At 71.7% G+C, this 18,068-nt stretch carries 17 protein-coding genes; 8 read left to right on the top strand and 9 right to left on the bottom strand.

Going from position 1 to position 18,068, the window contains the following annotated elements; all coding sequences use genetic code 11:
- Positions 1 to 110 precede the first annotated feature (110 nt).
- The 3 genes from QR77_RS10630 to QR77_RS10620 form a co-directional block, all read right to left on the bottom strand.
- The gene (locus QR77_RS10630; protein ID WP_063798165.1) at positions 111 to 1,649 is read right to left on the bottom strand and encodes a GAF domain-containing protein; all 1,539 of its coding nucleotides are present in this window, start codon (positions 1,647 to 1,649) and stop codon (positions 111 to 113) included.
- 206 nt (positions 1,650 to 1,855) lie between these two features.
- A complete protein-coding gene (locus QR77_RS10625) occupies positions 1,856 to 2,899 on the bottom strand; it encodes a rod shape-determining protein (RefSeq protein WP_040021210.1) in 1,044 nt (347 codons plus the stop codon).
- Positions 2,900 to 3,081: 182 nt separating this feature from the next.
- Positions 3,082 to 3,672 (bottom strand): hypothetical protein, encoded by a 591-nt coding sequence (locus QR77_RS10620; protein WP_040021208.1) that lies wholly within the window; start codon positions 3,670 to 3,672, stop codon positions 3,082 to 3,084.
- Positions 3,673 to 3,976: 304 nt separating this feature from the next.
- On the opposite strand from QR77_RS10620, the gene QR77_RS10615 reads away from it, so the two are divergent.
- Entirely contained in the window at positions 3,977 to 4,711 is a 735-nt protein-coding gene (locus QR77_RS10615) for a hypothetical protein (RefSeq protein ID WP_040021206.1), read from the top strand.
- Between the two features lie 33 nt (positions 4,712 to 4,744).
- On the opposite strand, the gene QR77_RS10610 is transcribed toward QR77_RS10615, so the two are convergent.
- The gene (locus QR77_RS10610; RefSeq protein ID WP_040027667.1) at positions 4,745 to 5,197 is read right to left on the bottom strand and encodes a MarR family transcriptional regulator; all 453 of its coding nucleotides are present in this window, start codon (positions 5,195 to 5,197) and stop codon (positions 4,745 to 4,747) included.
- 127 nt (positions 5,198 to 5,324) lie between these two features.
- Between QR77_RS10610 and QR77_RS10605 the strand changes: the two genes are divergently transcribed.
- On the top strand, positions 5,325 to 6,344 hold the full coding sequence (locus tag QR77_RS10605) for an NADP-dependent oxidoreductase (RefSeq protein WP_040021205.1): 1,020 nt from the start codon (positions 5,325 to 5,327) through the stop codon (positions 6,342 to 6,344).
- A gap of 68 nt (positions 6,345 to 6,412) precedes the next feature.
- Positions 6,413 to 6,841, top strand: a complete 429-nt coding sequence (locus QR77_RS10600; protein ID WP_040021204.1) for an organic hydroperoxide resistance protein — start codon at positions 6,413 to 6,415, stop codon at positions 6,839 to 6,841.
- A gap of 117 nt (positions 6,842 to 6,958) precedes the next feature.
- On the opposite strand, the gene thrS is transcribed toward QR77_RS10600, so the two are convergent.
- Positions 6,959 to 8,224 carry a threonine--tRNA ligase gene (gene thrS, locus QR77_RS10595; RefSeq protein WP_269084328.1) on the bottom strand — a complete coding sequence of 422 codons (1,266 nt, stop codon included), beginning with the start codon at positions 8,222 to 8,224 and terminating at the stop codon, positions 6,959 to 6,961.
- A 201-nt stretch (positions 8,225 to 8,425) separates the two neighbouring features.
- Here thrS and QR77_RS10590 point away from each other — a divergent pair, with 201 nt between their 5' ends.
- Positions 8,426 to 9,214 carry an EI24 domain-containing protein gene (locus tag QR77_RS10590; RefSeq protein WP_052488660.1) on the top strand — a complete coding sequence of 263 codons (789 nt, stop codon included), beginning with the start codon at positions 8,426 to 8,428 and terminating at the stop codon, positions 9,212 to 9,214.
- A gap of 16 nt (positions 9,215 to 9,230) precedes the next feature.
- Here the strand turns inward: QR77_RS10590 and QR77_RS10585 are convergent, their stop codons facing one another.
- On the bottom strand, positions 9,231 to 9,818 hold the full coding sequence (locus QR77_RS10585; protein WP_040021199.1) for a TetR/AcrR family transcriptional regulator: 588 nt from the start codon (positions 9,816 to 9,818) through the stop codon (positions 9,231 to 9,233).
- Positions 9,819 to 10,000: 182 nt separating this feature from the next.
- Between QR77_RS10585 and QR77_RS10580 the strand changes: the two genes are divergently transcribed.
- On the top strand, positions 10,001 to 12,496 hold the full coding sequence (locus QR77_RS10580; protein WP_040021197.1) for a glycoside hydrolase family 3 C-terminal domain-containing protein: 2,496 nt from the start codon (positions 10,001 to 10,003) through the stop codon (positions 12,494 to 12,496).
- 99 nt (positions 12,497 to 12,595) lie between these two features.
- Here the strand turns inward: QR77_RS10580 and QR77_RS10575 are convergent, their stop codons facing one another.
- Positions 12,596 to 13,441 (bottom strand): helix-turn-helix transcriptional regulator, encoded by an 846-nt coding sequence (locus QR77_RS10575; RefSeq protein ID WP_040021195.1) that lies wholly within the window; start codon positions 13,439 to 13,441, stop codon positions 12,596 to 12,598.
- An 86-nt stretch (positions 13,442 to 13,527) separates the two neighbouring features.
- On the opposite strand from QR77_RS10575, the gene QR77_RS10570 reads away from it, so the two are divergent.
- A complete protein-coding gene (locus QR77_RS10570) occupies positions 13,528 to 14,343 on the top strand; it encodes a glucose 1-dehydrogenase (protein WP_040021193.1) in 816 nt (271 codons plus the stop codon).
- 55 nt (positions 14,344 to 14,398) lie between these two features.
- Here the strand turns inward: QR77_RS10570 and QR77_RS10565 are convergent, their stop codons facing one another.
- Positions 14,399 to 15,391 (bottom strand): aldose epimerase family protein, encoded by a 993-nt coding sequence (locus QR77_RS10565; RefSeq protein ID WP_040021191.1) that lies wholly within the window; start codon positions 15,389 to 15,391, stop codon positions 14,399 to 14,401.
- A 20-nt stretch (positions 15,392 to 15,411) separates the two neighbouring features.
- Complete coding sequence (locus tag QR77_RS10560; protein ID WP_040021189.1) at positions 15,412 to 16,314, bottom strand: SGNH/GDSL hydrolase family protein; 903 nt, start codon at positions 16,312 to 16,314, stop codon at positions 15,412 to 15,414.
- Positions 16,315 to 16,592: 278 nt separating this feature from the next.
- On the opposite strand from QR77_RS10560, the gene QR77_RS10555 reads away from it, so the two are divergent.
- Both QR77_RS10555 and QR77_RS10550 read left to right on the top strand, forming a co-directional pair.
- Positions 16,593 to 17,087 (top strand): DUF3145 domain-containing protein, encoded by a 495-nt coding sequence (locus tag QR77_RS10555; RefSeq protein WP_040021187.1) that lies wholly within the window; start codon positions 16,593 to 16,595, stop codon positions 17,085 to 17,087.
- Positions 17,088 to 17,161: 74 nt separating this feature from the next.
- Positions 17,162 to 18,040, top strand: a complete 879-nt coding sequence (locus QR77_RS10550) for an NAD(P)-dependent oxidoreductase (protein WP_040021185.1) — start codon at positions 17,162 to 17,164, stop codon at positions 18,038 to 18,040.
- The last annotated feature ends 28 nt before the right edge of the window (positions 18,041 to 18,068 follow it).

Below are 18,068 nucleotides of genomic sequence, written 5' to 3'. Positions count from 1 at the left end.
ACGGCACCATGTTCGACGGCGCCGTGTCCCAAAGCACCATGTTCCACAGCTAGTTCGCGCACAGCGACAGCGGCGGTGTCCCCGGCCGGGGGCCACCGCCGCCCGTCGTCTCAGCGCGGCGCCTGCCACCGGGCGGTGGTCAGGCCCGGTGGGCCCTCGCCGCCGTCCCCGGCGGGCGTCCGGTCGTCGGTCACCAGCAGCCGTACTCCCTCGCGCCCGTCCGGCAGCCGCACGGTCGTGTCGATGTTCACATCGACACGCGTCACGCCCTCGCGCCGCTGCGTGTCGGCCAGCGCCGCCCGCAGCTCGCCCAGCAGCTCCTGGCCGACAGGCCCTTCGACCAGTGTGTCCACGGCCCCCGTGAAGTGCACCGACGGCCGCAGCCCCAGGAGCACACCGGCCGCGCCCGTCTCGCGCAGCACCTGCCCGCGCAGGCTCGTCGGGACCTGGGCCGGCGGCTGTTGGAGGGTGAAGATCGTCGTACGGACCTCCTGGATGGTGGAGTCGAGTTCGTCGACGGCCCGGCCGAGCAGCTCGTCGAGATCGGTCTCCGCCGCGCGCCGCCGCGTCGACTCCAGCATCATCTCGGTGGCGAAGAGGCGCTGGACCACCAGATCGTGCAGGTCGCGGGCGATCCGGTCGCGGTCCTCGTACACCGCGAGCTGCTCCCTGTTGTGCTGGGTGTCGGCCAGCACCAGCGCGAGCGCCGCCTGCGAGGCGAACTGCACGGCGAGCAGCCGCTCCACCGAGCTGTACGCGCGTCCGCCCCGTTCGCGCGGCAGGGCGAGCGTGCCGATCAGTTGGCCGCCGCTCTGCAACGGCAGCATCATGCTCGGCCCGAAGCGGGTCCGCACATGGGTGGTCATCCGGGGATCGGTCGCCGAGTCGTCGATGAACACCGGCTCCCCGCCCAGCAGTTGGACCAGCACCGGCGATCCGGGCAGGATCGTGGCGCCGATGATGTCACCGGGGTCGTCGACCGTGGAAGCGGCGACGATCTCCATGCCGCCCTCCTCCGTCGGCAGCAGCACCACACCCGCGTAGGCGTCGGCGAGCAGCCTGGCCGACTCGGCGACGGTCATCAGCGCGTCGGCTGCCCCCTCACCGGTCAGCAGCGCCGTTGTGACGGCGGCGGCGCCCTCGATCCAGCGCTCGCGCTGCCGCGCCGTCTCGTACAGTCTGGCGTTGCCGATCGCGATACCCGCCTGCGAGGCCAGCACCTGAAGCAGCGCCTGGTCCTCCTCGGTGAAGGGGCCGCTGCGTTTCGCCATCAGGACGAGGCTGCCGAAGATCTCGGTGTCCACCCGGATCGGGACGCCGAGGAATCTGCGCATCTCGTGATCGCGCAGTCTTTCGTGCCAGACGGATCGGGGATCGGTCAGCAGGTCGTCGAGCCGCAGCGGCCGCGGGTCCGTGAACAGCACCCCCAGCAGCCCCGCGCGCCCGTCGGGGATCCGCTTCAGGTTCTCCCGTTCCTCGTCAGGGATGCCGGAGGTGAAGAGTTCGCTGAGCAGCTCGCTGCCGGGGGTCGCCACGGCGAGCATGCCGTACCGCGCGCCGATCAGATCGCTCGCCGTGTCGACGATGTGCTGGAGGGTGGCGCCGAATTCGAGATCGGTGCCGATGCCGAGGACCGCCTCCAGCAGCATGGGCAGCCGGGGGGCGGTCGCGGCACGGCCCTCGCCGCACCCCACGCAGCCGGGTCCGCCGTCGTCCGGCTGGTCCGTACCGGCGCTCTGCCGGTCCGTACCGCAGTCGTCCGTACCGCCGTCGTCCGGCCGGTCCGTACCGCCGCTCTCCCCGCCCGTACCGCCGCCCATCGCGCCGACCGCCCTGCCCGTCCTGCCCGCCGCCGTCAGGAGACCAGCGGCGCGGTGTTCAGCACCATCGGCTGGATCCTGCCCTCCAGCATCGCCCCGAGGCCGAGGACCGTGCAGATGTCGGGACGGTCGGCGATGACCACCGGCATGCCCGTCGCTTCGTGCAGCATCTGGTCGAGACCCGGCAGCAGCGCGCTGCCGCCGACCATCATGATCCCGCTCTCGGCGAGGTCGGCCACCAGATCCGGCGGGCAGTCGCGGAGCACCTTGCCGATGCCGTCGAGCACATTCGTCAGCGGCGTGTAGATCGCCTGGCGCACGGCGGCGGTCTCCACCATCACGGAACGGGCCGCACCGGTGGCCACATCCCGGCCGTGGATCTCGGTGGAGCTGGGCCCCCGCTCGGTGATGCCGTTGCCGCGCAGCGCCAACTGGAGTGGCCGGACCGACTGGCTGGGAAGCATCAACTCGTGCTGGTGACGCAGGTGTTGGATCACCGCGTGGTCGATGGCGTTGCCGCCGACGGGGATGCGCAGGGCGGTGACGATCGCGCCCATCGAGAGCACGGCGACCTGTGTGGTCGCCGCACCGCACACCATGATCATGGTGGCGCTCGGCTGCTCCACGGGCAGTCCGCAGCCCACAGCGGCGGCGATCAGTGTGTCGACCAGCTCGACCTTGCGCGCACCGAGACCCACCAGCGTCTCGATGGTGGCGCGCCGCGCCAGCGGGTCGCTCTCGTGCGGGGTGGCCGCGGCGGCGCGCAGCCGGGCCTTGCGGCGCAACTGGCGGCGGAGCTTGTCGCCGATGAGGTGACGGAGCATCCGCTGCGCCATCTCGATGTCGACGACGGTGCCGCCGGTGACGGGCCGCGCGACACGGATGTACTCGGGCGTACGGCCCGTCATCTGCTCGGCCAGGGTGCCGACGGCGATGAGCGCGCCCGTACGGGTGTTCACGGCGGCGCAGCTCGGCTCGTCGACGACGAGCCCGACCCCCTTCACAAAGACCCGGGTCCTGGCGGCACCCAGATCGACGGCGATGTGGCAACGGCGCAACTGCTCAAGACTGACGGTCACCGCTGGATCTCCCGAGAGCACTGTTGTTTCTGAAACAGGGCAGGCGGCCGCCTGCCCTGTTTCGCATCGTGCGGGCTCGCGTGCGATCGCGCGCGCTGGGATGGGCCGATCGGTGGGGGCGGTCGGTGGGACGGGGGATACGGAGGAGATACGCGAGGGATACGGGGGTGTGATTCACCCGCTCAAGCGGGCTGTCCGGACCAGCCCTGGAGCAGCCCCCAGGTGAAGTCGGCGACAGCCGGACTGCCCCCGTCCGGACCGTCCGGCCCCTGCGGGGGCGTGAATCCCAGCCGCATCCGCGTCGGAGCGCTGCCCTGCATCGGCCTGGCCGGCGGGAAGGCCCGCGCCACCTCGTCCACCGTGCACGACCACGGCAGCAGATCCTCCGGCGTACGCAACTCGGGGCCCGGCGCCCCGGGTGCGCGTACCAGCCACTCGTTCCATACGGCGCCGCCGGGCGCGACCATCACCTCGAAGCGCAGATCGGGCCAGAGCGGCACGCTCCACAGCAAGGCGTCACATTCGAGATCGCCGATCGTCCGGCGGAAGGTGAGGGCCGGTTCGCCGAGCACGGAGCGGTAGCGCGACAGCGGGGAGCGGGCGTGCCGCGAGCGCGCCATCGCCTGCCAGCGGCGGTTCGCCTCGCGCATCTCCGCGAGGGATACGCCCAGTTCACGGCGGGCGTCGTCGACGAGCTCCGGCTGATGGTCGGCCATCCGGCGCAACAGCACGAGTTGGAACTGGAGTGGCCCGAACGGCCCCGCTGACGTCATACCGCCATCCTGCCCGCTCGGGCTCCGGCGGGCCGACACGGGCGGAAGACGGATTTCCACACCAGATCTTTACAACGTCAGCTATCCGGGTTGTCCTCTCTCCGCATAATCTTCGGGCGCCATGGACTACTGCAACCAGTGCCTTCGGCACCTCAACGGCGCATTGACCTGCGCCGGATGCGGCACCCCCGCCGAGGAGCTGCCGCACAGAGCCGCCGCCCCGACGGCGTCGCACCACGGCCGCCGCCACGGGCGCGGTCGAGGTGCTCAAGAGGCTGCTGGTGGTTACGGGGAGTTCAGCGGCGTGCCGGAGGGTGACTCCGGCGCCGCGTATGAGGTGAGTGCGTACGGGAGTGGCGCGTACGAGGGCGGTACGTACGGAGCCGGTCCGCATGAGGGCTCCGGCCACGCGGACCCCGGGCACGGCGACACCGCGTACGACGACGAGCCCGCGTACGACGACGACCCCCCGTACGAACTCGCCGGCCACCGCCGCACCCGCGAGCCGGCTCGGCGTACCGGCCGCAGGGGACGCAGCAAGACCGGCCGCCGGATTCTCATAGGCACGCTCGGCGTGGTCCTCGCCGCCGGTGCGCTGAGCCTGGCGCAGCTCGCCATCGAAGGCGTGAGCAACGACCCCTCCACCTCCGTGAAGGAGAAGGACTCGGGCATCGACTTCGACGGAGCACCCCAGGTCTCGGGCCGCCCCGCGTCCCCGGGCGCCGTGGACCCCGTCTCGGAGCCGGGTCCCGGCGGTACGAGCGGCTCGCCCGGCCCGAGCGGCAGCGGCGATCCGAGCGGGTCCGCCTCGCCGGGTGCCTCGGGATCGTCGTCCGTGACGCCGGGCCAGGAGAGTACGGACCCCACGCAACCCGGTTCGACGGGCCCCGGCACTCCCACGACAGGCCAGAGCGGCTCTTCGTCACCGACGGACGGCACCACACCGCCGCCTCCGCCCCCGCCGGCCGATCCCACGCCCGATCCCGAGCCGTCCGAGACCGGCGACGACTGCACGCACATCCTCTGGTTCTGCACCTGACGGGTATGTACGGGCGCGGCACGCGGTGCCGCCTCAGGCGCCGATCCCGGCGTCCACCACCTCGTCGCCGAGCATCCGCCTGAGCAGGTCGCGCAGCACCGTACGCTCCGCCACCGACAGCTCGGCGAGCGGCTCCCGCGCGAAGCCCAGCGAGTCCCGCAGCAGCATCGCCGTCGCCCGGCCCTTCTCGGTCGGGGCCGCGAGCTTGACCCTGCGGTCGCCCGGATCAGGACGTCGCTCCACCAGGTCGCGCGCTTCCAGCCGGTCGACGATGCCGGTGACGTTCGACGGCTCGCACTTCAGCTTCCGCGCGATCCGGCGCATGGGCATGGGTTCCAGGGACAGCAGTCCCAGCACGCGCGCCTGGGCGCCGGTCAGTGAGTGTTTCGCCGCGGCCTGCTCGTACTCCTCGTAGTAGCGGGCCACGACGGTGCCGATGAGTTCGACGACCTCGAGGGTCAGTGGGTCTGTGCGAGAAGTGGCCATGGTCACCAGAGTACCCACTTACTTGACAACATGAAATATCCAGGAGCATGGTTCTTTCAGGTGGTGAAGCTTTAATGCTTTTCCTTTAGGTCCACCACCGCCGATCTACTTCAGGAGGGTCCGCACCATGACCGCACTTCCCGCCTCCGGCCGCGAATGGCACCTCGTCGCCCGCCCCAGCGGCTGGCCCGAGCCGGGGGACGTCGCACTGCGCGAGGTCCCCGTGACCGAGCCGGGCGAGGGCCGGATCCTGGTCCGTAACCTGTACTTCTCGGTCGACCCGGCCATGCGCGGCCGGATGAACGACGTGAAGTCGTACTCCCCGCCGTTCAAGCTCGACAAGCCGATGGAAGGCGGCGCCGTGGGCGAGGTCATAGCCTCCGGTGCCGAGGGCTTCGCCGTGGGCGACCATGTCCTGCACTACGGGGGCTGGCGCGAGTACGCCCAGTTCCCGGCCGAGCACGGCACCAAGGTCGACGCCTCGAAGGCGCCGCTCTCCGCGTACCTCGGGGTCCTCGGTATGACGGGCCTGACCGCGTACGCCGGTCTCTTCGACGTCGCCTCCTTCAAGGAGGGCGACGTGGTCTTCGTATCGGGCGCGGCCGGAGCCGTCGGCAGCCAGGTCGGCCAGATGGCGAAGATCAAGGGCGCTTCCCGGGTGATCGGTTCGGCGGGCTCCGACGAGAAGGTCAAGCTCCTCACCGAGCGGTACGGCTTCGACGCGGCCTTCAACTACAAGAACGGCCCGGTCAGGGACCAGCTCAAGGACGCGGCGCCCGACGGCATCGACGTCTACTTCGACAACGTCGGCGGCGACCACCTCGAAGCTGCGCTCTCCTCCTTCAACCTGCACGGCCGCGCCACCCTGTGCGGCATGATCGCGCAGTACAACAGCACCGAGCCGACCCCGGCCCCGCGCAACCTCGCGCTGGCCATCGGCAAGCGGCTGCGCCTTCAGGGCATGCTCGTCCTCGACCACGCCGACCTGCGGTCCCAGTTCACCGAGGACGTCTCCGGCTGGCTCGCTTCGGGAGCGCTCAAGTACGACGAAACCGTCGTCGAGGGAATGGAAAACGGCTTCGACGCGTTCCTCGGCATGCTGCGCGGTGAGAACACCGGAAAGATGATCGTCAGCCTTACCCGCTAGGCTCACCTCAGGCCGCCGAGGCCCGTGGGCGCGAGCCGCGGCGTACAAGCAGAAGGAACGCACACGACATGACCATTCAGAACGTAGACGTCCTTTACACCGCTGTCGCCACCGCCGAGAACGGCCGTGACGGCCGGGTCTCCAGCGACGACGGTCAGCTCGACGTAGTCGTCAACCCGCCGAAGTCGATGGGTGGCAGCGGCGCCGGCACCAACCCCGAGCAGCTCTTCGCCGCCGGGTACAGCGCCTGCTTCCAGAGCGCGCTGTCCGTCGTCGCCCGCAAGGCCAAGGTCGACATCAAGGGCTCCACCGTCACCGCCAAGGTCGGCATCGGCAAACTGGAGAACGGTGGCTTCGGCCTCGAGGTCGAGCTCCAGGCGTCGATCCCGAACGTGGACGAGGCGACCGCCAAGGACCTGCTGGAGCAGGCGCACCAGGTGTGCCCGTACTCCAACGCGACCCGCGGCAACATTAAGGTCGACCTCTCCGTCGCCTGATCGCGGCGCTGACGGCACGGCTTGACCGCGCCACCTTGCTTGACCGCGCCACCTGCTCGACTCCGCCCCGCCGGTACGTGACCGGCGGGGCGGAGTGCTGTACGGGGTGTGCCGCGGTCAGGCGGCGACGGCGCTGTCCCACAGGTCGGTGCTGTGGGCGCCGACCAGCGCGCCGACCCGGGCCAGGATCTCGTCGGCGGGCAGCGCGTCGAGGCGGCGACCGTCCCGCAGGCGCAGGGCGGCCAGGTCACCGGCGGCCTCCCTGGCGCCGATCACCGCCTGGTACGGCACGAGCCTGGCGGCCCGGACGCGGGCGCCCAGGGTGCCGTGCTCGGGGCCGATGACCTCGGCGCGCAGCCCCCGGGCCAGGCACCGCCGTACCAGCTCGGCGGCCCTGGGCACCTCGGCGTCGGAGATCGGGAGCGCGACGAGCTGGGTGGGGGCGAGCCAGCCGGGGAACGCGCCGCCGTGCACGTCGAGGAGGTGCGCGACGGCCCGCTCGACGCTGCCGACGATGCTGCGATGGATCATGACCGGCCGGTGTTTACCGCCGTCCGCGCCGATGTAGTGCAGCCCGAACCGCTCGGGCTGGTGGAAGTCGACCTGGACGGTCGACAGGGTGGCCTCGCGGCCCGCGCCGTCGCTGACCTGGACGTCGATCTTCGGGCCGTAGAACGCGGCCTCGCCCTCGGCGGCCTCGTAGGGCAGCCCCGACTCCTCCAGGACGCCGGTCAGCAGGGCGGAGGCCCGCCGCCACATCTCGGGGTTCGCCACGTACTTTCCGCCGGGCCCTGGCAGCGAGAGACGGTAACGGGCCCCGCCGATGCCGAGCGCCTGGTACGCCCGCCGGATCAACTCCAGTGCGGCGCCCGCCTCTTCGGCCGCCTGCTCCAGGGTGCAGAAGATGTGCGCGTCGTTGAGCTGGATCGCCCTGACGCGGGTCAGGCCGCCGAGCACACCGGAGAGTTCGGAGCGGTACATACCGCCCAACTCGGCCATCCGGAGGGGGAGTTCGCGGTAACTGTGGGACCGGGACCGGTAGATCAGCGCGTGGTGCGGGCACAGGCTCGGCCGCAGTAGGAGCTGCTCGGAGCCGAGCTCCATCGGGGGGAACATGTCCTCGCTGTAGTGGGACCAGTGCCCGGAGATCTCGTACAGCTCCCGCTTGCCGAGGACCGGCGAGTACACATGGCGGTAGCCGGCCAGCCGCTCGGCCTCCCTGACGTACTCCTCCAGCGCGTGCCGTACGGCGGCGCCGTCCGGCAGCCAGTACGGCAGACCCGCCCCCATCAGCGGATCGGTGTCGAACAGGTCCAGCTCGCGGCCGAGCTTGCGGTGGTCGTTCATGGTGGTCTCCTCACGGGTGGGGAGGCGAGTGACCACACGGCGAAGCCCCGGGGCACTCGCCCCGGGGCTTCGGACTCACGTTCAGCAGTCAGCGCGCCGGGACACTCTCCGGCGTCGTCGTCATCGCAGCGCGCTTCATGCCGGACAAGGTAGCAGGACGGCGAGTGCCGTGCGGAGAGGTGCGGCGCCGGGCCGGCTCTGGCGTCAGGGGCCCGCGCCGCCGGTAGGCTGCGCCCCATGCATGATCTCGGGGTGGGCTTCGGCTACTTGTGGAAAGGCCAGCGCTGGGTCGTCGGCCACGGGCGCTCGTTCGGCTTCGGGCTGCTGCCCGGCCTGATAACGCTGGTGCTGTACGCGGGAGCGCTCATCGGCCTCGCCTACGGCGCCGACAACCTGGCCTCCTGGTCGACGCCGTTCGCCGACGACTGGTCGTCCCCCTGGCTCGGTCTCTTCCGGGGCTTCCTCACGGTGCTCGTCTTCGCCCTCGGCCTGTTTCTCGCCGTGGTCACCTTCACTGCGGTCACCCTGCTGATCGGACAGCCCTTCTACGAGTCGCTGTCCGAGGCGGTCGACCGCGCGGAGGGCGGCGAGGTTCCCGAGTCCGGACTCCCGTTCTGGCGCGAGCTGTTGATCTCGGCGCGGGACAGTCTGCGGGTCCTGGTCCGGGTGGCGATCTACGGCGTACTGCTCTTCGCTCTCGGCTTCCTCCCGGTCGTCGGACAGACGGTCGTCCCCGTGATCGGCTTCTGCGTCTCGGGGTTCTTCCTCGCCGAGGAGCTGACGGCTGTGGCGCTCCAGCGGCGTGGCGTCCAACTGAAGGAGCGGCGGGCGCTGTTGCACAGCCGCCGCATGATGAGCCTGGGCTTCGGCGTGCCGCTCACCCTCGCGTTCCTGGTCCCGCTGGTCGCGGTCTTCCTGATGCCGGGCGCTGTCGCGGGGGCGACGCTGATGGTGCGCGAACTGACAGCGCCGCCGGAGGGCGAAGCGGTGACGGGCCCGGAGCAGCGCGGCGCCGTACTCCCTTAAACTGCCCGGCGGTTGTTCAGGCGGCGGGTCCGGTGCCGCCCGCCCTCAGCAGGGTCAGGAAGTCGCGGAACGCCGCCGGCATGTCCACCGATTCCGGGTCCAGCAGCCACTGGTACTGAAGTCCGTCCATCACCGCAGTCAGCAGCGGCGCCGCCTGCTCCGGGGTGAGCCCGCCCGGCAGCCGGTCGCCGAACTCGTCGCGCAGCGACGCGATCATGTTGCCGCGCACCTGGTCGTAGCGGTGCGCGAAGAACTCCCTCGCCGGATGGTCCTCGGTGACGCTCTCGCCCAGCAGCGCCGAGAAGGTCTGCACCACACCGGGACGCATCGCGTTGTACTCCACCAGCGACGTCAGCAGTTCGAGACGCCAGCCCCTTCTGCCCCGGCTGCCGCCGCCCGTGTCCCACTGGTCGCGGTCCTCCAGGACGGCGACCAGCAGCGCTTCCTTGGTCGGGAAGTGGTGCAGCAGCCCCTGCTGGGTGAGGCCGACCCGGTCGGCCACGGCGCCCAGGGTCGTGCCCCGGTAACCGCGCTCGGCGATCACCTCCAGCGCCGCGTGCAGGATCTCCGCGCGCCGCTCCTCGCCTCTGGCTTGCGCCGCCATCCGCCCGCCCCTCTCCCCGTCCGCCTTGCCGGCCGCCTGTCAGGACCGTATCGGGAACGCTCGACCATCACATTACGAAATGATGACGATACCTACCCGTCTACAGGTATCCGGTCCACCATGTAACCATTCGCGAGAGCGGGGACGTCCGTCCGCGAGAACGTCGACATGGAGGTACGCACGTGGCAGGCGCATCCACCAGCCGGGCCGATCAGGCACGCAACGCCGCCGTCGAGGCGGCGCTCGGCAAGCTCGATCTCGACGCCAAGACCAGGCTGCTGGCGGGACAGGACCAGTGGTCCCTGCCCGGACTGCCCGAGATCGGGCTCGCCTCGCTCGTGATGTCCGACGGCCCCGTGGGCGTACGCGGGGTCCGCTGGACCTCCGACGACCCGTCGGTCGCACTGCCCTCACCCACCGCGCTCGCGGCGAGCTGGGATCCCGAACTGGCCCGCAGGGCAGGCCGGTTGCTCGCCCAGGAGGCCCGCCGCAAAGGTGTGCACGTACTGCTCGCGCCGACCGTGAACCTGCACCGGTCGCCGCTCGGCGGGCGCCACTTCGAGGCGTACAGCGAGGACCCGTACCTCACGGGCGAGATCGGCACCGGCTATGTCCTCGGGGTGCAGGACGGCGGAGTCGGCACCACCGTCAAGCACTTCGTGGCCAACGACGCGGAGACCGACCGTTTCACCGTCGACAACATCGTCGCGCCGCGCCCGCTCCGGGAGTTGTACCTCGCGCCCTTCGAGGCGATCGTCGCCAACGCCCACCCGTGGGGCATCATGGCCGCCTACAACACGGTCAACGGCTCGTCGATGACCGAACACCGCTACCTCCAGAACGAAGTCCTGCGCGGCGAATGGGGCTTCGACGGCTACATCGTCTCCGACTGGCTCGCGGCCCGCTCCACCGTCGGCGCCCTGCTCGGCGGCCTCGACGTCGCCATGCCAGGACCCGAGACGGTGTACGGGCCGAAGCTCGCCGCCGCCGTACGGGCCGGTGAGGCCGAGGAGTCCGCCGTCGACGAGGCCGTACGGAACGTCCTGCGCCTCGCCGCCCGCGTCGGCATCCTCGAAGGCGCCCCCGCCGCCGTCACCGACTTCCCCGCGCCCGTCGACGGCGAGGCGCTGGCCCGCGAGGTCGCCCGCCGCTCCTTCGTCCTCGTACGCAACGAGGCACCGGCCGGCGCCGAGGTCGGCGAGCCTCCCGTGCTCCCGCTCGACCCCGCCCAGGCCGGTACGGTCGCCCTCATCGGCGCCGCCGCCCGAGACGCGCGCGTCCTCGGCGGCGGCTCGGCCACCGTCTTCCCCGACCACATCGTCTCCCCGCTCGACGGCCTCACGGCCGCGCTCCCCGAACAGACCCTGACGTACGCAGTCGGAGCCGAACCCAGCGGTCAACTCGGCCTCGGCGACAAGGGGTTCGAGCTGGAGGCGATCAGTCGCGACGCCGACGGACGGGTCCTCGCCACCACCAAGCTGCCCAACGGCCGGGTGCAGTGGGTCGGCAGCGACCTGCCCGACGGCGTCGACTTCGAGGCGCTGCACACCGTCGAGATCACCGGAAGCTTCACCCCACGCGAGAGCGGCGAGCACGCCTTCGGCACCCGGGGCGTCGGCGGCTTCACCCTCACCGTGGGCGGCCAGGTCCTCTTCGAGGGCGACCAGGGGTCCGGTACGTCGACCGACCCGTTCGAGGCGTTCTTCGGCGCGCCCACCGAGCGCGGCCGGGCCGAACTGGTGGCGGGGCAGCCCGTCGAGATCTCGCTGGTCGACACCGTCTACAAGGAGTCGGACGTGCCGATGAAGGCCGTCGCCTTCTCGCTCCTCCACCTCGGCCCGCAGCACGACCCCGACGAACTGATCGCCGAGGCCGTCGAGGCGGTGCGCGCCGCCGACACCGCTGTGGTCGTGGTCGCCACCACCTCGCAGGTCGAGTCCGAGGGCTTCGACCGCAAGAACCTGAAGCTGCCCGGCCGTCAGGACGAGCTGGTACGGGCCGTCGCCGCCGTCAACCCGAACACCGTCGTGGTCGTCAACACCGGCTCCCCGGTGGAGCTCCCGTGGCGCGAGGAGGTGGCCGCCGTACTGCTGAGCTGGTTCCCGGGCCAGGAGGGCGGCGCGGCGCTCGCCGACGTCCTCCTCGGCGCCGAGGAGCCGGGCGGCCGGCTGCCGACCACCTGGCCGGTCACCCTGGACGACGTACCGGTCTCGGACACCACCCCGACCGACGGCCAACTGCACTACGACGAAGGCGTGTTCATCGGCTACCGGGCCTGGGAGAAGTCGGGGGCCACCCCCGCCTACCCCTTCGGCCACGGACTCGGCTACACCGACTGGGAGTACGAGACCCTGTCGGCCACCCCCACCGAGGCCACGGTACGGCTCCGCAACACCGGCGCGCGGACGGGCCGCGAGGTCGTCCAGATCTACCTGGCCCCCGGTGCCGGCGAGCCCGGCGCCCCCGAGCGTCCCGCGCGCTGGCTGGCCGGCTTCGCCTCCGTCGAGGCGGGCCCCGGCGAGAGCACCGAGGTACGTATCCCGCTGCGCCGCAGGGCGTTCGAGATCTGGGACGAGGAAGCGGGCTCCTGGGCGTACCAGGACGGGACGTACGAGGTCCAGGCCGCGCACTCGGTGGCCGACCGGAGGCTGAGCGCCACGGTCGACGCCCGGGGGTAGCGGGAGCGGGGGGAGAAGAACGTACGGCTCCGGGGCGGAACCTGACGCCGCCCCGGAGCCGTATGCACCGGCGGAGAACGCCCCCGTGCCCGGCTCGGATCAGCCGGGCACGTCCATGCGCTGCGTGCCGATCACCGACAGCAGCCGCAGCGCCTCCTCCGCCGGAGAGCCGGGCTCGGCCGTGTAGATCACCACGCGCTGGTCCCGGTCGGTGATGTCCAGGACATCGCAGTTGACGGTGACCGGGCCGATCAGCGGGTGGTCGACGGTCTTGCGCAGGGTGGGCTCGGCGCGTACGTCGTGGGCGGCCCACAGTCGGGCGAACTCCGCGCTCCCGGAGAGAAGGTCCCCCACCAGCGCGGCCACCTCGGGATCGTCGGGGTAGCGGGCGGCGGTGGCACGCAGTTGCCGGGCAGCGACGCGGGCGAACTCCTCCGTACCGGCCCTGCTGTACAGCGGCCGGTCCCCGGGCGAGAGGAAGGCACGGCGCACGAGGTTGCGCTCGCGCCGGGGCAGCGCGGAGAAGTCCTCCAGGAGGGCGGCCGCCAGGTCGTTCCAGGCGATCACCTCGTAGGTCGCCGACAGGACGATCGCGGCGGCCTGCGGCAGCCGTCGCAGCAGGTCGAGGATGCTCTGCCGCACCTCACGGGAAGGCCCGCCCGACGGCCCGGGCGAAGAGCCGGCGAGGTGGTGCAGATGATCGCGCTCGGCGTCCGACAGGCGCAGGGCCCTGGCCAGGCCGTCGAGCACCTCGCGCGACGGGTGCGGGCCGCGGGCCTGCTCCAGCCGTGTGTAGTACTCGGTCGAGATGAACGCCATCAGCGCCACCTCCTCGCGGCGCAGCCCCGGGGTGCGGCGGCGCGGCCCGGCGGGCAGCCCCACATCGGCGGGGGTGATCCGCTCACGCCTGCCCCGCAGGAAACCGGCCAGCTCTCGTCTGTCCATACCTCCAGTGTGCGCGGGTCCGGGGAGCCGATCCAGGTACCGCTGGTGCCTGGATCGGCTCCCCGGCCCGGCGCAGGCTCGCTGCCATGGACAACACACGAATGACACCGATGACGGACGCCCCCTCCACTCCCGCCGCCCCCGGCCTGCTGGCCGGCAAGGTCGCCCTCATCACGGGAGCCGGCCGCGGTATCGGCGCCGCCGCGGCGCGGCTGTTCGCCCGGGAGGGCGCCCGGGTACTGCTCGCGGCCCGGACCGAGGCACAACTGAAAGCGGTGACCGAGGAGATCCGAGCGGCCGGCGGCACCGCGGAGTACGCGGTCTGTGACCTGGCAGACGGGGCCAGTGTCCGGGCCGCCGTCGACCGCGCCGTGGAGCTGTACGGCAGGCTCGACGTCGCCTTCAACAACGCCGCGACCAGCGTGCCGCCCGGCCCGATGGACCAGGTGACCGAGAGTGACTTCGACCACGTCTACGCCGTGAACCTCAAGGGCCCCTGGCTGGCCATGGCCGCCGAGGTCGCCGCCATCAGGGCCACGGCCGGCACGGGGGCCATCGTCAACAACTCGTCCGTCGGCAGCCTGCGGGGCAACCCCGCACTGCCCGCCTACGGCGCGATGAAGCGCGGGGTGAACAGCCTCACCGAGTCGGCGGCGGCCACCTACGGCCCGGAAGGCATCCGCGTCAACGCCGTCGCTCCCGGCACCACCCTGACCGAGATGGTGCGCGCCTGGGACGAGAGGTCACCCGGCGTCGTCGACCAGCTCAACGCGCACACGCCGCTGCGCCGCGCGGCCGAACCCGACGAGATCGCCCAGGCAGCCGCCTGGCTGCTCAGCGACCGCGCCTCCTACGTGACCGGTGCGGTGCTCCCGGTCGACGGCGGCATGCAGGCGGCGTGAGCCGGACCCGCGCCGCCGCCTGCACAAGGGCGGATCGCACGCGACCGCCCGCGGCCTACCGCACGCCGAACCCGAACGTCGTCGTCGACGCGTACACCTCGCCGGGCCGCAGCACCGTGTCGGGAAACCCCGGCTGGTTCGGCGAGTCGGGGAACGCCTGCGTCTCCAGCGCGATCCCGTCACCCGGCCCGTACGGCTTCCCGTCGAAGTGGTCGCCCGTGTAGAGCTGCATCCCGGGCTCCGTCGTCGTGACGGTCAGGACCCGCCCCGACACCGGGTCGTACAGCTCGGCGGCCGGCTGCCCGTCGGCCCGCTCGTCCAGCACGTAGTTGTGGTCGTAGCCGATTCCCACCCGGCGCGCCTCGCGGAAGTCGAAGCGCGTGCCGTCGACCGCGGCCAGCTCGCCGGTCGGCACGGAGTCGCCGTCCAGCAGTGTGATCCGCCCGGCGGCGAGACGCAGCAGATGCCCGGCGGCGGTGCCGCTTCCGGCGGTGCCGCTCGCGCCGCCCAGATTCCAGTACGTGTGGTTGGTCAGGCTGACGGGTGTCGGCGCCCCCGTCTCGGCGCGGTAGTCGAGGCGCAGCGCGCCGTCCGCCTCCAGCGCGTACGTCACGGACACCGCGAGGCGGCCGGGGAAGCCCTCCTCGCCGTCCGGGCTGACGCGCGAGAGCCGCACCGCGCTGTCCCCGGCCGGCTCCGCGTCCCAGACCCGCCGGTCGAAGCCGCGCTCGCCGCCGTGCAGACAGTTCGGCCCGTCGTTGCGGGGGAGTTGGTACGTATGGCCGTCCAGGGTGAAGGCCGCGCCCCCGACGCGGTTCGCGTAACGGCCGATCAGCGCGCCGAAGTAGGGGCCGTGCGAGCTGAGATAGTCCCTCGGCTCACGGAAACCCAGCACCACGTCGGCGCGGGACCCGTCGCGCCCCGGCACCTCGACCGACTGCACGATCCCGCCGTACGTCAGCAGCCGCACCCGGGTCCCGGCCCGTTCGAGGGTCCAGCGGTGGATGAGTGTTCCGTCGGCCGTCGCTCCGACACGTTCGGGGGTCATCGCAGTCACGGTGGGTCACCCTACGCCGGTGGGTTCGCCGCCACGACATTGCGGTACGCGATCTCGGCGAGCCGGCCCTGCCCGCTCGTACTGGGGTGGAACCAGTCCCACTGGCTGAGCTGGGCGCCGGTGAAGCGGAAGTCGAAGACGGCGCCGCCGTCGTACCGGCAGAGCCGGTCCCGCGCGCACACGTCCTTCAGCACGCCGTTGTACGCCACGACCCGGTCGTACACCTTCTGCCGCCGTTTGCGCGCCCCCGCGCTGTTGTCCTGCGCGTTCCCGAGCATCGAGGCGCAGAGCCCGAGCTTCCAGATCTCCCGGCCGAGCGGATTGCCGCGCCCCGTCGACCAGAGCCGCTTGAGGTCCGGCACGCTCGACACGTACACCTGCGTCTTCGGGGACTTCGAACGGAGCAGGCCCATCGCCTTCACGAACGACGACCTGAACTTCTTGACCGTCGTCATCACCTTCGTGGACTTCCGGCAGGCGTCGTTGGCACCCACCATCACCGTGACCAGATCCGGGTGGTGGGCCACCGCGCGTGTCATCTGATCCGGAAGATCGGCCATCCGGGCGCCCGACCGCGCGTCGTTCCAGCTCCGGTCCGCCACCGAGGGATCCCCGATGAGCCGCGCGGCGAGACTGCGCACCGACGTGTCCGTACCGGTCGCCCAGGAGACGGCCGGGCAGTCGACGAGCACACCGCACGCGTCGAACCCGCGGGTGATCGAATCGCCCACCGCGGCCACCGATCCGGGGCTGCGGTCCCAGACGGGCGCGGGGCGCGGGGCCGGACTACCGCGTTCGGCCGAATCGGGCGAGCCGGAGCCCGGCGCACCGCACCCGGCGAGCGCCGCCGCCGCGACGGCCAGGGCGACCACGCCCGTACCGATCCGCTGTCGCTTCCGCCGTCTCGTGTGCACCGCTGCCTTCCCGAATTCGGCGTCGTTGGAACCCCCGTACGGCCGATAACGTCCTCGCGAGTGAAAGCTTCGCGCATATCGGCCCCGAGACCGACGGTACGTCACCCCCGGCACCCTGCCGCACGGTAGCTTTTGCAGGTCGAACCAGAGGCGTTCGAACCACCGGCTCCGGTAAATTACCTCACGTCACATGCTGTCCCTTTTGCGGAGTTTCACTCCCGATGATGTTTACTGAGGCCGCTGGGAAAGGCGATCCTCGTCCCACACTGGAGGTCCCGGTGACGACACGTGGAGTTCTGTACGTGCATTCCGCACCGCGCGCGATGTGCCCGCACGTCGAATGGGCGGTGGCGGGTGTGCTCGGCCTGCGGGTCCAGCTCGACTGGGTCAGACAGCCCGCCTCGCCGGGCACCTGGCGGGCCGAATTCTCCTGGCAGGGCCGGGCCGGCACCGCCGCCAAACTGGCGTCGGCCCTGCGCGGCTGGCAGATGCTGCGCTTCGAGGTGACGGCCGAACCGTGCGCGACGGCCGAGGGCGAGCGCTACAGCGCCACGCCCGACCTGGGAATCTTCTCCGCGGTCACCGGAATACACGGTGACATCCTGGTCCCCGAGGACCGGCTGCGGGCCGCCGTCGTGCGGGCGCGGGGCGGCGAGAGCGTCCTGGAGGCGGAGATCGCCAAGCTGCTCGGCAAGCCGTGGGACGACGAGTTGGAACCCTTCCGATACGCGGGTGAGGGCGCCCCGGTCCGCTGGCTGCACCAGGTCGTCTGAGCGTCGGCGGGCCCCGGGGCGGCGCCGGGGGGAGCGTCCGGCGAGCCGCCGCCGCGCGGTCGTACGGTAGACGCATGGCTGACAACATCACCGTATCCGTCCTCGGCACCGGCATCATGGGCGCCGCGATGGCCCGCAACCTCTGCCGCACCGGACACACCGTCCGCGTCTGGAACCGCACCCAGGAGAAGGCCGAACCGCTGGCCGCCGACGGCGCGCACGTCGCCGCCACCCCGGCGGAGGCGGTCAGCGGCGCCGACATCGTCCTCACCATGCTGCTCGACGGGCCCGCCACGCTGGAGGCCATGACGGCGGCCGCGCCGGGACTCGAAGCCGGAACGATCTGGCTCCAGTCGACGACGGCCGGCTCCGAAGCCCTCGCCGGCCTGGTGGACTTCGCGCTCCACCACGGCCTGCGTTTCGTGGACGCCCCGGTGATGGGGACGCGCGCCCCCGCCGAGAGCGGCCAGCTCACCGTGCTGGCGGCGGGCCCGCAGGACGTACGGGAGCCGGTCGCCTCCGTGTTCGACGCCATCGGGGGCCGCACGCTGTGGCTGGACGAGGACGGCGCCTCGGGCGCGGCCAGCCGGCTCAAGCTCGTCTGCAACAGTTGGAGCCTCGCGATCACCCACGGCACGGCCGAGGCTCTCGCGCTGTCCAAGGGGCTCGGCGTCGACCCGCGGAAGTTCCTCGACGTGATGGCCGGTGGCGCGTTGGACTGCGGCTATCTGCACACCAAGGCCGGGGTGATCATGGACGACGACTACACGCCGGCGAGCTTCGGTCTCTCGACGGCCGCGAAGGACGCCCGGCTGATCCTGGAGGCGGCCGCCGAGAACGGCGTACGGATGGACGCCGCGGCGGGGGGCGCCGAACGGTTCCGCCGGGCGGAGGAACAGGGGCACGGCGACAAGGACATGGCGGCCTCGTACTTCGCGAGCTTCGACAACTGACAGCGGCAACTGACAGCGGCCTGCCGGG

It is taken from the genome of Streptomyces sp. 150FB, from assembly GCF_000818195.1.
Taxonomy (GTDB): Bacteria; Actinomycetota; Actinomycetes; order Streptomycetales; family Streptomycetaceae; genus Streptomyces.
The sequence above is the reverse complement of the archived record's forward strand: the minus strand, read 5'-3'. Positions and strand labels throughout refer to the sequence as shown.

Excerpts from the sequence above, each read along its gene's own strand:
- QR77_RS10630 (WP_063798165.1), bottom strand. The coding sequence starts at position 1,649 with ATGCTGCTGGAGGCGGTCCTCGGCATCGGCACCGATCTCGAATTCGGC.
- QR77_RS10620 (WP_040021208.1), bottom strand. The coding sequence starts at position 3,672 with ATGACGTCAGCGGGGCCGTTCGGGCCACTCCAGTTCCAACTCGTGCTG.
- QR77_RS10610 (WP_040027667.1), bottom strand. The coding sequence starts at position 5,197 with ATGGCCACTTCTCGCACAGACCCACTGACCCTCGAGGTCGTCGAACTC.
- QR77_RS10605 (WP_040021205.1), top strand. The coding sequence starts at position 5,325 with ATGACCGCACTTCCCGCCTCCGGCCGCGAATGGCACCTCGTCGCCCGC.
- QR77_RS10600 (WP_040021204.1), top strand. The coding sequence starts at position 6,413 with ATGACCATTCAGAACGTAGACGTCCTTTACACCGCTGTCGCCACCGCC.
- QR77_RS10590 (WP_052488660.1), top strand. The coding sequence starts at position 8,426 with ATGCATGATCTCGGGGTGGGCTTCGGCTACTTGTGGAAAGGCCAGCGC.
- QR77_RS10585 (WP_040021199.1), bottom strand. The coding sequence starts at position 9,818 with ATGGCGGCGCAAGCCAGAGGCGAGGAGCGGCGCGCGGAGATCCTGCAC.
- QR77_RS10575 (WP_040021195.1), bottom strand. The coding sequence starts at position 13,441 with ATGGACAGACGAGAGCTGGCCGGTTTCCTGCGGGGCAGGCGTGAGCGG.
- QR77_RS10570 (WP_040021193.1), top strand. The coding sequence starts at position 13,528 with ATGGACAACACACGAATGACACCGATGACGGACGCCCCCTCCACTCCC.
- QR77_RS10565 (WP_040021191.1), bottom strand. The coding sequence starts at position 15,391 with ATGACCCCCGAACGTGTCGGAGCGACGGCCGACGGAACACTCATCCAC.
- QR77_RS10550 (WP_040021185.1), top strand. The coding sequence starts at position 17,162 with ATGGCTGACAACATCACCGTATCCGTCCTCGGCACCGGCATCATGGGC.